The organism is Phytobacter cepae, from assembly GCF_054165735.1.
In genome coordinates, this window is record NZ_CM135107.1 from 4,468,815 (window position 1) to 4,481,145 (window position 12,331).

The 12,331-nt window shown below is 55.2% G+C and carries 14 protein-coding genes; 4 read left to right on the top strand and 10 right to left on the bottom strand.

The window, feature by feature from the left end; genetic code table 11:
• Positions 1–206 precede the first annotated feature (206 nt).
• From ACUY4Q_RS20985 to ACUY4Q_RS20995, 3 genes are all read left to right on the top strand, one after another.
• Positions 207–1,487 (top strand): DUF445 domain-containing protein, encoded by a 1,281-nt coding sequence (locus ACUY4Q_RS20985; RefSeq protein WP_458044602.1) that lies wholly within the window; start codon positions 207–209, stop codon positions 1,485–1,487.
• 79 nt (positions 1,488–1,566) lie between these two features.
• The gene (locus ACUY4Q_RS20990; protein ID WP_458044603.1) at positions 1,567–2,826 is read left to right on the top strand and encodes an MFS transporter; all 1,260 of its coding nucleotides are present in this window, start codon (positions 1,567–1,569) and stop codon (positions 2,824–2,826) included.
• A gap of 119 nt (positions 2,827–2,945) precedes the next feature.
• Positions 2,946–3,185 (top strand): DUF2164 domain-containing protein, encoded by a 240-nt coding sequence (locus tag ACUY4Q_RS20995; RefSeq protein ID WP_458044604.1) that lies wholly within the window; start codon positions 2,946–2,948, stop codon positions 3,183–3,185.
• Here ACUY4Q_RS20995 and ACUY4Q_RS21000 read toward each other — a convergent pair.
• The 7 genes from ACUY4Q_RS21000 to ACUY4Q_RS21030 form a co-directional block, all read right to left on the bottom strand.
• Complete coding sequence (locus ACUY4Q_RS21000; RefSeq protein WP_458044605.1) at positions 3,179–4,246, bottom strand: DUF2955 domain-containing protein; 1,068 nt, start codon at positions 4,244–4,246, stop codon at positions 3,179–3,181. The two genes, ACUY4Q_RS20995 and ACUY4Q_RS21000, sit on opposite strands and share 7 nt — an antisense overlap.
• Positions 4,236–5,303 carry an HlyD family secretion protein gene (locus ACUY4Q_RS21005; RefSeq protein ID WP_458044606.1) on the bottom strand — a complete coding sequence of 356 codons (1,068 nt, stop codon included), beginning with the start codon at positions 5,301–5,303 and terminating at the stop codon, positions 4,236–4,238. The genes ACUY4Q_RS21000 and ACUY4Q_RS21005 overlap by 11 nt, the downstream gene beginning before the upstream one ends.
• Before the next feature lie 3 nt (positions 5,304–5,306).
• Positions 5,307–5,774, bottom strand: coding sequence for a MarR family transcriptional regulator (locus ACUY4Q_RS21010; RefSeq protein ID WP_458044607.1), 468 nt, complete (start codon positions 5,772–5,774; stop codon positions 5,307–5,309).
• Between the two features lie 155 nt (positions 5,775–5,929).
• Positions 5,930–6,664 (bottom strand): Fic family protein, encoded by a 735-nt coding sequence (locus tag ACUY4Q_RS21015; protein WP_458044608.1) that lies wholly within the window; start codon positions 6,662–6,664, stop codon positions 5,930–5,932.
• 75 nt (positions 6,665–6,739) lie between these two features.
• Positions 6,740–7,042, bottom strand: a complete 303-nt coding sequence (locus tag ACUY4Q_RS21020; RefSeq protein WP_458044609.1) for a BrnA antitoxin family protein — start codon at positions 7,040–7,042, stop codon at positions 6,740–6,742.
• 176 nt (positions 7,043–7,218) lie between these two features.
• On the bottom strand, positions 7,219–8,175 hold the full coding sequence (locus ACUY4Q_RS21025; protein ID WP_458044610.1) for an ankyrin repeat domain-containing protein: 957 nt from the start codon (positions 8,173–8,175) through the stop codon (positions 7,219–7,221).
• A gap of 128 nt (positions 8,176–8,303) precedes the next feature.
• Entirely contained in the window at positions 8,304–9,200 is an 897-nt protein-coding gene (locus ACUY4Q_RS21030) for a LysR family transcriptional regulator (RefSeq protein WP_458044611.1), read from the bottom strand.
• 86 nt (positions 9,201–9,286) lie between these two features.
• Here ACUY4Q_RS21030 and ACUY4Q_RS21035 point away from each other — a divergent pair, with 86 nt between their 5' ends.
• On the top strand, positions 9,287–10,063 hold the full coding sequence (locus ACUY4Q_RS21035; protein ID WP_458044612.1) for an NAD(P)H-dependent oxidoreductase: 777 nt from the start codon (positions 9,287–9,289) through the stop codon (positions 10,061–10,063).
• Between the two features lie 97 nt (positions 10,064–10,160).
• Here ACUY4Q_RS21035 and ACUY4Q_RS21040 read toward each other — a convergent pair whose 3' ends face one another.
• The 3 genes from ACUY4Q_RS21040 to ACUY4Q_RS21050 all read right to left on the bottom strand — a co-directional run bounded on the left by ACUY4Q_RS21040 (position 10,161) and on the right by ACUY4Q_RS21050 (position 12,225).
• Positions 10,161–11,222, bottom strand: a complete 1,062-nt coding sequence (locus ACUY4Q_RS21040; protein WP_458044613.1) for a DUF1176 domain-containing protein — start codon at positions 11,220–11,222, stop codon at positions 10,161–10,163.
• Positions 11,223–11,359: 137 nt separating this feature from the next.
• Complete coding sequence (locus ACUY4Q_RS21045) at positions 11,360–11,965, bottom strand: ATP-dependent Clp protease proteolytic subunit (protein ID WP_458044614.1); 606 nt, start codon at positions 11,963–11,965, stop codon at positions 11,360–11,362.
• 92 nt (positions 11,966–12,057) lie between these two features.
• Complete coding sequence (locus ACUY4Q_RS21050; RefSeq protein WP_458044615.1) at positions 12,058–12,225, bottom strand: DUF1127 domain-containing protein; 168 nt, start codon at positions 12,223–12,225, stop codon at positions 12,058–12,060.
• Positions 12,226–12,331 lie beyond the last annotated feature (106 nt).

Below are 12,331 nucleotides of genomic sequence, written 5' to 3' on the forward strand. Positions count from 1 at the left end.
TCACGGGTTCTGTTGCTACAGAAAAGCAAGGAACATAAGGTGAACGGAACGACCATCAGAGCCGCATATTCCCCTCACCCTCTCTCCGGTGGGGCGAGGGTGAGGGTGAGGGTGAGGGTGAGGGTGAGGGTGAGGGGAAATAATCCGCTTTCTGTTGCACCTTGAAAACTCTGCGAAATTCACCGCCTGGCTCTATGCTTAACACCATGGATAAAATTACCGAACTCAAACGCGCCAAACGGCTGGCGCTTTCATTACTGCTGATTGCCGCAGCGGTCTTTGCTACCACCCTCTTTCTGCAACCTAATTTCTGGGTAAGCGGAGTGAAAGCGATTGCCGAAGCGGCGATGGTCGGCGCCCTGGCGGACTGGTTTGCGGTGGTGGCGCTGTTTCGTCGCGTACCCATTCCGTTCATCTCGCGTCACACGGCGATCATTCCGCGCAACAAAGACCGGATTGGCGACAATCTCGGCCAGTTCGTGCAGGAAAAATTCCTTGATACCCAATCGCTGGTAGAGCTGATTCATCGCCACCAGCCCGCGCAGATGATTGGTGCCTGGTTCAGCCAGCCGGATAACGCCCGCCGCGTGGGCCAGCATCTGCTTCAGGTGATGAGCGGGTTTATGGAACTGGCCGACGATACGCGGATCAAAAACTTGCTCAAGCGAGCCGTTCATCGCGCCATCGATAAGGTGGATTTAACCCAGACCAGCGCCTCGATGCTGGAGAGCATGACCAAAAACCAGCGCCACCAGGTCCTGCTTGATGCATTGATCGGCCAGATGATGCAACTGCTGCAAAAAGAGAGTAGCCGCGAGTTCATCGCCACTCAGGTTGTGCGCTGGCTGAAGACCGAACACCCCCGTAAGGCCAAAATCCTTCCCACCGAATGGCTCGGCGAGCAAAGTGCCGAGATGGTGACCCGCGCGGTAAACACCCTGCTGGATGATGTCACCCATGATAGCGCGCACCAGATCCGTCGCGCCTTTGACCGCGCCGCGCTGAAGCTTATCGACAACCTGAAACACGACCCGGAGATGGCGGCCCGCGCCGACAACATCAAGCAGTATCTGAAAGAAGACGAGGCCTTTAACCGCTATCTGGGGGAGATGTGGGGCGATCTGCGGGCATGGATTAAAACCGACATGCAGTCCGACGATTCCCGCATCAGGCTGCGTATCACCGAAGCAGGCCTGTGGTTTGGTGAAACCCTGCTGGCGGATAACGCCCTGCGCACCTCGCTGAACGAGCACCTGGAGCAGGCGGCGCACAGCGTCGCGCCTGATTTCGCCCGCTTCCTGACCCGCCACATCAGCGATACGGTAAAAAGCTGGGATGCACGGGATATGTCACATCAGGTTGAGCTGAATATCGGTAAAGACCTGCAGTTTATCCGCATTAATGGCACCCTGGTCGGCGGTAGTATTGGTCTGGTGCTTTATCTGCTGTCGCAGGTCCCTTCGCTACTCGCGCTCTCAGGTGGATAAAAAACAGCCTATTATCCTCGACATAAAAATTGTCTGCCAGCACACTGGATCTGTTTTTAAGCCCTAAAAGGAGTCGGTTATGCCATGGAAGTCTGCTTTTTTCGCTCGCTACGGCGGGGCCTTTATTTTCCCGATGGCGCTGGTGTTGTATGACTTTGCCGCCTATCTGACTACCGATATGATCCAGCCGGGGATCATTCAGGTGGTGCGCGACTTTGACGGTGACGTCAGCCTGGCCCCGCTCTCGGTGAGCCTGTATATGGCGGGCGGCATGGCGCTGCAATGGCTGCTCGGGCCACTCTCGGACAGAATTGGCCGCCGCCCGGTTCTCCTGACCGGCGCGCTGGTTTTTACCCTGGCCTGCATCGCCACCCTGTTCACCACCAGCTTTGAGCAATTCCTGGTGGCGCGCTTTGTCCAGGGCACCAGCATCTGTTTTATCTCCACCGTGGGTTACGTCACCATTCAGGAAGCCTTTGAGCCGACGAAAGCGATCAAACTGATGTCGATGATCACCTCGGTCGTCCTGCTCGCCCCGGTTATAGGCCCCCTAAGCGGCGCGGCCTTAATGCACTTCGTGCACTGGAAGGTGATCTTCGGTGTGATCGCCGCGTTCGGTTTTATCGCCTGGCTTAGCCTTGTACTGGCAATGCCAGAAACCGTTAAAAAGCAGAACGCGCCCCTGCGGGCGAAAGCGGTGGCGCAGGACTTTTATGCCGTGTTTCGTAACCGCGTATTCCTCAATGGCGCGGCCACGCTCGCACTCTATTACATCCCGCTGATGACCTGGGTCGCCGTCTCGCCGGTTATCCTCATTGATACAGGCGGCATGACCACGGCGGAGTTTGCCTGGGCGCAGATCCCGGTTTTTGGCGCGCTGATCGCGGCCAATATCGTCATGATGCGTTTTGTCGAGGATCCCACCGATCCGCGTTATATTCGCCGTTCGATACCGTTCCAGCTTGCCGGGCTGGTGATGCTGATTGCCGGAAACCTGCTCTTTCCGCACCTCTGGCTGTGGTCGGTGGCAGGCACCAGTTTTTATGCTTTTGGCATCGGGCTGATTTTTTCCACGCTTTACCGCTTCACCCTTTTTTCCAACGATCTGCCAAAAGGCACCGTCTCCGCCTCCCTTAACATTGTGGTGCTGAGCACCGTTGCCCTCGCCATTGAGGGGGCACGCTGGTTGTGGTTTTCTGCCGGCGGGCGGATCCCGTTCCATATGCTGGCGCTGGTAGCAGGCGGGCTGGCGGTCATGTGCCTGTTAAGCCTGATACGCCGGGTGAAGCAATACGAAAACGCCGCTGACGGCCCGTCATCTCTGCCTGCTGATCGCTAATCCCCCGCCACGGCACTGCCGCAGTGAGCGCAGTGGGTGAGGACGTTGGGCGGGTGGCGCTGTCGTCGCCTGCTCCCCCATCTCTGCTATGATGCCCTTTTCTTTTTTAAGGCATTCTCATGAGCAAAATTGATCTCAGCCACGGCGAACGCGATCTGCTACGCGAAAAACTTCAGCACTACTGCACCGAACATTTCGACCTCGAACTGGAGCAATTCGACGCCGAGTTTTTCGTGGATTTCGTTATCGAGAATCTTGGCCCGGTGCTGTTTAACGCCGGGATCGACGAAGCGATCCGCACCCACGTGGCCTACAGCGAACATATTCAGGAAGAGATGGATCTGAAGAAAATCTATTGATCCTCAATCACGAATCGCGTCGCCTCGAAGCGGTTCAGGATCAGGTGCACCAGGAAGACCATCGTCAGCGTGCCCAGTAAAGCGACCGTGACCGAGACAATACGGTAGAGATCGCTGAACACCAGATCCGTGTCGGGGTGCAGATTCTGCCCAAACATAATGCCGATGGTCGTGACGCTGGCAAACCCCACGCCAGCACCAACCTTTTCCATCACGTGCAGCCGCGCGCTAAACGCCAGCCCAAGGCCTATCAGCGGCATCATCAGCAACATATGGCTACTGTGGTTATAGAGCACCAGTTGCACCAGCAGAATATAGAGACAGGCGAGCATCACCCCCACCACGCGCCAGATGGAACTCATCACCGCCCCGCGATAATGCATCGGGAAGAGGATCAGCACCCCCGCCATGAGTGCCGACAAGGAGTCGCTGAGATCGCTGAGCTGGAAGACCACGAAGATCATCGTCGCCACCGTGCCGGAAAGCAGCGATTCATGGCGCACCCGGGCATCGCTTTTCTCGATCCTCGGAGGGGGATTACGCGGGGCCACATCCGGGATCAGGTAGTTCATCAGCGCACTGAGCATCACCGCCATCACGCTGGCTTCAATATTAGAGAAAATCAGCGTATGCCAGTCGCTGGTCGGGTAGCTCATAAAGTTGAGCATCGTGCTCTGGCACACCACCCCGGCAGAGCCGAACAGAAACAGCGGCCCTTTGCTCATAAAGCGAAAGCGCATCACGTAGAGACCGAACACCACCAGCGTCATTATCACTGGCCACTTCGCCAGGAAGCCAATGATCAGCACCATCTCTACGCAGTTGATCACCGCGCTAAAGATGAACTGCTTCGCTACGTGGCGGTTAAACACCGGCACCAGCGAAAGCAGCATGACCGGATAGACGACGTAGAACACGCCATAGCTGGTGTTGTAGAAACTTGAAATGCTCAGCGCAATCATCCCGGCGAACACGATACGCAGGGTCTGGCGAAAATCATTCGCCGTGTAGACGATGTTGCCGTGCGGCGTGAAAACCCGCGCCAGGGTATTAATAGACATAGTGCAACCAGCTCACCAGATGGATTTGCAGCCCGGAGAAGAAGCGGGCAAAAACGCCTTCGCTGTTATAAAGCTGCACGGTCGCACGCGCGCCGGTTGGCAGGTTGTCGGGCAGCGGGTCATTAAGCGCGACGTGAATACGCATGCGCTGGGCATCACGCACCCAGCGGTTGGAGGTTTCCGGTTCAGACAACGAGCCGTTTACCGCCTGTTGGCCTGCCAGTACGCCAGCATCGCTGCTGGTCACATGGGCGCGGAATACCTGCCCCGGCAGGGCATCAAACACCACCGCCGCATCGGTCCCCGGATGGGTATGACGCAAACTCTTCTCGCGGAAATCGGCCACGATATCGGCATCGTCATGCACCAGCGCCAGTGCGGCACTGCCTGCGGCAGCATAAAAGCCGGGGCTGAGTTGCAGGTTGCTGACCTTGCCATCCATCTCTGCACGGACCTTCGTCCAGCCGAGGTTCAGCTGTGCCTGTTCGAGGCTGTTCTGGTATTTCTGTAGCGTCACATTGCGACTATCGTCCCGCTCGCCACGCTCAATAGCCAGCGCGTGGATGCTGGCATTCAGGTTGTTAACCGACTGCACGCTGCTCTGCCAGGTGGTACGCACTTTATCGAGATCGGACTGAGAGACGTTCTGCATGGTGCCTAAACGCTGGTAACGGTCATAGGTCACTTTGTCGTTCTGCGCGGTAAGCTGCGCTGTTTTCAGGTTCGCCTGGGCCGCCGCAATCTGTGCATCCAGTTGCTGGTTGGTCAGCCTGGCCTGCGCCAGCGCAATTTTTGCGGCTTCGACCTGATTAATAAACGGCGTCGCATCCAGCTCGAACAGCAGGTCGCCCTTTTTCACCAGGCTGTTATTTTGCACGTGTACCTGGGCGACATAGCCCGCCACGCGCGAGGAAACCGGCGTCACCACGCGCATTACCGTAGAGTCCGGCGTCAGCGGGATCCAGATATCAGCAACGATAAAATAGATAAACATCAGCAGGAAAGAGGCAATACTGACCCTTACCCAGCGGGCAAATTTTTGTTCTGGCGTCATCATGATTTATTGAGTCTTGTTATCTTCATTACGCATTACGCGTAAATTGCAGGCGATTTGATTCAGGGTGGCGCTGAGGATCTCAAGATTCTCAGCCGGAATGTTTTGTGCTGCCCGTTGCTGGCAGGCCTCAATCACGCAGGTAATCTTTTCCAGCATGAGCGTACCCGCAGTCGTCAGAGTGAGCAGGCGGATGCGCTTGTCGTACGGCGATATCGTACGGGCAATCAACCCCTGAGTCTCAAGGTGCGAGAGGGTGCGCATCAGCGGCGGCAGTTCGATGCCCTGCACTTCCGCCAGTTCGCTGACCGAGACATTGTTCCCTAACTGACGAAGCTGCATCAGCACCGTCCAACCGGACTGCGTCAGCCCGGTATCTGCCAGCGCGTGATCGATAGTCGCACGCCACTGGCGCACAATCATCGCCATACGCATGCCTAACGGTCGGCGGGCAAAGCGTTCATCTTCAGTCACGGGAGGCTCCTCATTTAACGCTGAGGAGGATAATAGTTACCAGGGTAACTATCAAGAAACCTGGGGGAGAAACAGCATGGAATGCGAAAGGCCACATAAACGTGGCCTTGCTGAACGTTTGCTACCTGATAAAGGCGTGCCGGGCCGTGCAGACACTATTCTTGATAGCACGACACCAGAAAATCGAGCATGTCGGTGGCATCCTGGCTGTGATAAAACTTCACCATTTTGCTGTTGAACTCCAGCGCACGTGCGGCTGGAATGCTAATCGGGTTATACCCATGTTTCATTAGCCAGCCATTCATCATCAGGCGGCTGGTACGCTTATTACCATCGAAGAAAAACTGAAAATAAGCCCCAAACAGAAACATGATGAGCGAACCTTCAAAGGGGGGAAGCGTTTTAATCTTGCTCACTCCTTCGACGAAAATACGATTCAACTCTGGCGCGCCGGCTTCTGTCGCAGGAGGAAAATGCGTGCCGAGCTCACCGAGATGGACGCGTGCGTTGTAGTGCACTTCGTCGCCCTCGCCTCGAAAGACGCCCCACTCTAATGCTTCATTGCGAGCAATAATGCTGTGCAAAAGTGTGAACGTTTTTTTATCAAGATCAAATCGTCCCGTATTCACCAGTTCAATGAGCTTTTTGCTGCTGTCAGCCAGATTGAGTACCTGCTCAGTATCGCTGACTTTGTGTCCCCCTACCGTCACACCGTCGAGCAAGGTTTTAACTTCAACATAGGTATAAGGGTTGTTCTCAAGTTGGGCGGCGTCCCATACAAAGCCTGCCATATGCGTTTTGAACGTGAAAAGCGCTACGCGTGTGCCCACGTTTTTGACATTCGGGATGACAGTCGCGTCCCAGCTTATTCCCACCAGTTCAGTTGCCATTTTTCGATCTCGCGTAACGGGTAATGAGAAGATCCTGCAAGTGGCAGGGCTAACGCAATAGTGTATTGGTTATTTTTATTTCTTGTTCAGGTCGCGCAGCATGGCGTCACGCAGAATAGCATTCAGGCGGGTCTGATAGCCTTTACCGGGCCGCTTCAGCCATTCCATAACATCAGCATCAATTCTGACGGAGGCCTGAGTTTTTAGCGGGCGATAAAATTTGCCGCGTGCTGCTTCAGCCCACTGCGCATCGTCTGTCGGAGGAATATCAATATAATCAATGACATCATCTGCTTTATTCGATAGCGTCTTCAGTTCAGCCTGATGCTCAGCACTCAGAACAAGCGTGTCGCCACGTTTATGTTTAATCATGCTCATATCGATTTCTCTCCTTACGATCAGCCTTGTCCGAGTGCCATTCAAACTCCATTGGCATAGTGTACCCTCCCTGATTGTATATACAAAAAAGAATATACAATCCGTGTTATGTACACCCGAAAATGGCGTTTTGATTGTCTAAAACAGGAAGGTAGATTCAGGAAAGCTTAAATTTGTTACGGTCCCCCCCTCCCCCACATCTCCCTTTGCCACCCAGCCCGTTCGACGATCGTCGGAATGCCCTCCTGCTCCCAGAAACGCAGCGAGAGATGGCCGCTGCTCATGCCGCCACGACTGAAGCGGGCAATATAGATGGCATCACCGTCCAGTCGGGTGGTATTGGTATGTGCCAGCACCAGATTATGCAGCAGGGCTGTCAGCTCTGTTTGGGTATCGGGTAATGGAATGCGCGACGTGGATTTACGCAGCTCTCTCCACAGCCAGGGGTCACCGCGTAGCCCCCAACTCTCTTTTTCCGGCACCAGCAGATCGCCGATGGTGGCCCAACTGTCTTCAAGCGCAATAGACGATTTTTGTTTCTCAAGCGCCAGTAGCGCAGGCAAAAAGGTTTCGCGCCAGTAATCGGTATTCACCCACCAGTGCGGCGGGATAGAAACATGAGGTGTATAGGGCGTTGAAAGCGGCGTGCCCGTCAGCGCTAAAAAGGCCGCGCTAAACCGTTCTGCCGCAGGCGCATCAGGGCTAACGCACTCTTCATCGCAACAGAGCGTCAGCAGATTATCCATTAACAGCAGGTCAGGGTAAGCCAGCGTGTCTGGCAGTCGCTGGGCGAAAATTTTGCGCATCAGTTGGCCGAGCGTGCGGCCTCCTGGAAAGAGAGCAAATTCCAGCTCCGGGCGCTGTTTATGCTGCTTTCGCGCGATGTCACACGCCGTCTGAAGAGTATCTTTGGTCTTGCGTTGTGTATCTGCGCCACACTGCAGTAAACGGCCCAGGATGTGCAGATCTGCACCGTGCCAGGCTGCCTGATGCAGCACGGTATACCCTTTGCCCGGTGACGCATGGTTAATCAGTGTCGGAAACTGTTCGAGGAGGGTGAATACCGCCTCCCACTCTCCGTGAAAAGCCTGGTGAGAAAGCTGCGCCGAAGCGAGCGCCAGTGCATCATCCATACTGCCTCCGTTGTCCATCATTACGACCATTACTGGCGATTTTATCCCCACTGTTTGTAAAAGGAACAGCGACCCTCTACGAGATATCTATCCGTTCGGCATGCAGATGCCTGTTGCATGAATCTAAGTCAAGATACCCCTTCCACCAGTTGCTCTCGCAACCACTGATGTGCGGGGTCACGGTGCTGACGCTCATGCCAGAGCATCAGCATATCAAAGCCCGGCAGGGCAATCGGCGGGGCAATGACCTGTAATGTGGCGATATTTTTCACGAGCCGTTCCGGCAATACGGCCACCAGGTCGCTGTTTGCCAGCGCATCCAGCATAAACAGAAAGTGCGGCACGGAGAGCACCACCTTTCGCCTCAGCCCCCGCTTTGCCAGAACCTCATCGCTGATCGCGTGAAAACCCCCACCCTCCGGGGAGACAATAACATGCTCCAGCTTGCAAAATTGTGCCAGCGTCAGGGGGCGGGTTAAGGCCGGATGATTCAGCCTGCCCGCCAGCACATAGCGTTCGGTGAATAACAGCCGTTGATGTAAAGAGGGGGGCGATCCTTCACGAAGATGGAAGATCAGGTCGACATCCCCCTGCTCCGCCTGGCGTAAAATCCGGGAAGGATTGAGTTCGAGTATAGCCAGCCTTGTTCCCGGTGCTGCCGAGCGCAGGCGGTTCAGAATCGGCAGCACCACGGCGGTTTCGGTGTAATCGGTCGCCGCGATACGCCATGTATTGTCGGCAAGCATTGGCTCAAACGTGCTGCTCGTCGACACCGCGCTTTCAAGTGCCTCCAGCGCCTGGCGCAGCGGTTCGCGCAGTTCGATCGCCCGCGCGGTAGGGAGCATGCCACGCGGACCCGGTAGCAGCAGCGGATCGCCAAACACCTCGCGCAGGCGAGCAAGCTGCACGCTGACTGAAGGTTGCGACAGATTGAGCCGCTGCGCTGCACGCGTCACATTAAGCTCGCTTAGCAGCACATCCAGGGTTGCCAGCAGGTTTAAATCAATCTGCCTGAAATTAACCATGACTATACCTATGATACATGCAATTCATTTCTACTATACCGAAGAATTCCCTACCGTGGAGTGACTTTCCTGACACGAGTAAGACGATGAATATTTTAATTGTTGCTGCATACCCTGAAGCGCACTCCCTGAACGGGGCGCTTAACCACTTTGCCGTCGGGCATTTGCAACAGGCGGGCCATCAGGTCCAGGTATCCTCTCTGTATGCCATGAAATGGAAGTCACAACTGGATGCCGACGACAGCCTGGTCCCCCCCGTTGGCGAGTTTTACCACCCTTCACTGGATTCAAAACATGCGTTTGAACAGGGGCTTCAGCGGGAGGATATCGCGCAGGAGCAGGAAAAACTCCGCTGGGCAGATGCCGTTATTTTCCAGTTCCCGCTCTGGTGGTTCTCCATGCCCGCCATCATGAAAGGCTGGTTTGACCGGGTTTACGCCTACGGATTTGCCTACGGTGTCGGTGAACATAGCGAGACCCACTGGGGCGATCGTTACGGCGAAGGAACCCTCGCAGGGAAACGGGCGATGCTGTTAGTCACAACCGGTGGCTGGGCGTCGCACTACAGCCCGCGCGGCATCAATGGTCCTATCGATGACGTCCTGTTTCCCATCCAGCACGGCATGTTGTTTTACCCCGGCTTTACCGTGCTTCCGCCGATGGTGATTTACCACACCAGCAAAATGAACGAGCAAAAATTTGCCGCTTACTGCGAGGAGCTTGCCGGGCGCCTGGACAGCCTGTGGCAGACGGAGCCGGTGCCCTTCCGCCAGCAAAACGCAGGTGATTACACGATCCCGGCGCTGACTCTGCGCCCCGACATTGCCCCAGGGGAGACGGGCTTTGGCGTGCATGTGAAGTGAGGCAGGAGAAGAGGTAGACGTCGATAAGGCAAAATGGCCACTCCACTTACCAGAAACGGAAAAAAGTAAGCAGAGTGGCCCGCGGGCAATGCAAAACCTATTTCGGTTCTTTTACCTGCGTCACCAATGAAGGAAGGTCCCAGGTGCCGCCTGCGCGGATGGCGCGACACATGCCGGTCGTGGACTGGCTGCTCTGGACAAAGGTTTTGCCCTCCCACACCCACTCAGATGAGGACCAGCAATCGCCAATACCGCGGCCACGCTGGCCCTGAGAAATCATGCCATCACTGTAGTCGGAGGCGGAGTCGGTTATCAGTACCGGCGCGCCCTGCATTTTGCTGTCAGTAACCCAGAAGCCATAACCTTCGTTATATGCCGCACGCCAGCACAGCGTCGAAATAAGGACCTGGGTATCATTTAACGGTGTCAGAGTGATGTCGCTATCGCCCTCATCTGCATATTCATTCGGGGTTTGCAGACGATCGCACCCGCTGTCGTTGCTCAGCGTGGCGAGGAGCTTAGGTGTCAGGGACGCCACTTCCGCTTCAGTCAGCGTCCGTTCCGGTGTCGCACTCACTTTCACCGCCTGGATAACCGGTGCCGCTACCGGGGCGGTCACACTGCTTTCAGGCTTGTCGCCTTTTTTGATTAATGCGCCGGGGGTGCCAACACGCCCCTGCACATCGTCCATTTTCAGCATCACCGCGGTGGCGCCGTCACCGGAGAGAATAAAGGGTTGCGCTCCGCCTTTAAATTCCACCTTGCCGCTGAGTTTTGCCGCATTAATCAGCGCGGTGGCTTGCGCATCCGAGAGACGCCAGGTGTCACTGTCCTGAGCCTCCACGCCACCCAACGTTTTTCCATCAATCCACAAGGTTAACGCAGGCTGCGCAACGGTTTCGTCAGCATCCATTTCCGCCAGCACCACGTCCACCGTCACGGGCGTATCAGCACCCGCTTTGCGCGTCAGCAGCACGGAGCCCACGGAGCCATCGGCCACTTCCTCTTCCTTGCTGTAACCCGCCGCGCGGCAGGTCAAGGTGTTGTCGCACACCACTTCCCAGTCTTTATGGTTGAATGAGGTGCCGTTGTTGTCCGCCAGGACAGGCGCACTGAGCGTCGCCATCATCACAAATGCGGCTTTATAACTGTTATTCATGCCGTTTCTCCGTAATCAGAATCGCGGACAGTGTGAAGAAATTCAGGCGTTCGGAGAAGTGAATTTTTGCTATCAGGCAGAGGAAAAAAGATTGATTTTTGCCCCCGCCATGCCGACAGGGGCATTGATGAGATAAATCAGTCGAGATTCAGCTCTTCATAACTCTTCACCACGCGGGAAACAATCCCGTAATCAATGGCTTCCTGCGGGTTCATCCAGTAGTTGCGGTCCGTATCGTGCTTCACTTTTTCCTCCGTCTGACCGGTAGCATCAGCGATAAGACGGTTCACACGATCCAACATGCGAATGATCTCTTTGGCTTCGATTTCAATGTCGCTTGCCTGACCACGCACGCCGCCCAGCGGCTGATGAATCATAAAGCGGGTGTTCGGCAGCGCATAACGGTGCTCTTTTTTCGCCGCGAGGAAAATGGTAATGCCGGCGCTGGCAACCCAGCCAGTGCCAATCACGTGCACTTCCGGCTTGATGAATTTGATGATGTCGTGGATGGTATCCGCCGCTTCAACATGCCCCCCCTGGCTGTTGATGTAGATCTTAATCGGCGCATCGCTAATGCCCTGCAACAGCAGCAGTTGGGTGACCACTTTTTCGGTCAGCGTCTGGTTGATTTCACCGGAAATAATGATCGAGCGCGAATCCAGCAGCTTCTGCTGCATCAGTTGCGTCACATTGCCGCCTTCGCTCTCTTTTTTCTCGTCGTCCTTACCGCCCATAAAATGCATGTTGTGTCCCCCGTAATGGTGATGGCATTAAGCATAGTCTACGCCAGAAAAGGCGGAAATTAACAAGATGTTATCTCCGCCCTTTGGGGGGATCAATAACCAAGGTCGCTGCGCTTCAAACCTAAGTCTTTCAATTGTTCATCACTTAACCTGTGCAGCACTTTTCGGGTATGTCGCCGTTGCCATTTTTTTACCAGCCAGTTCCAGGTATGGGTAAACAGCAAAAACGGTCGTTTTGACTGGTTTTCATGGAATTCCATCGCGTCTCTCCTCACTCTCGCAGAGCCTTATTTTCGCCGGAATTCGCTAAAACAATACAGATTCAGAAATCACTTTTCTTTAACATACAGATCCGCTAAAACGTTA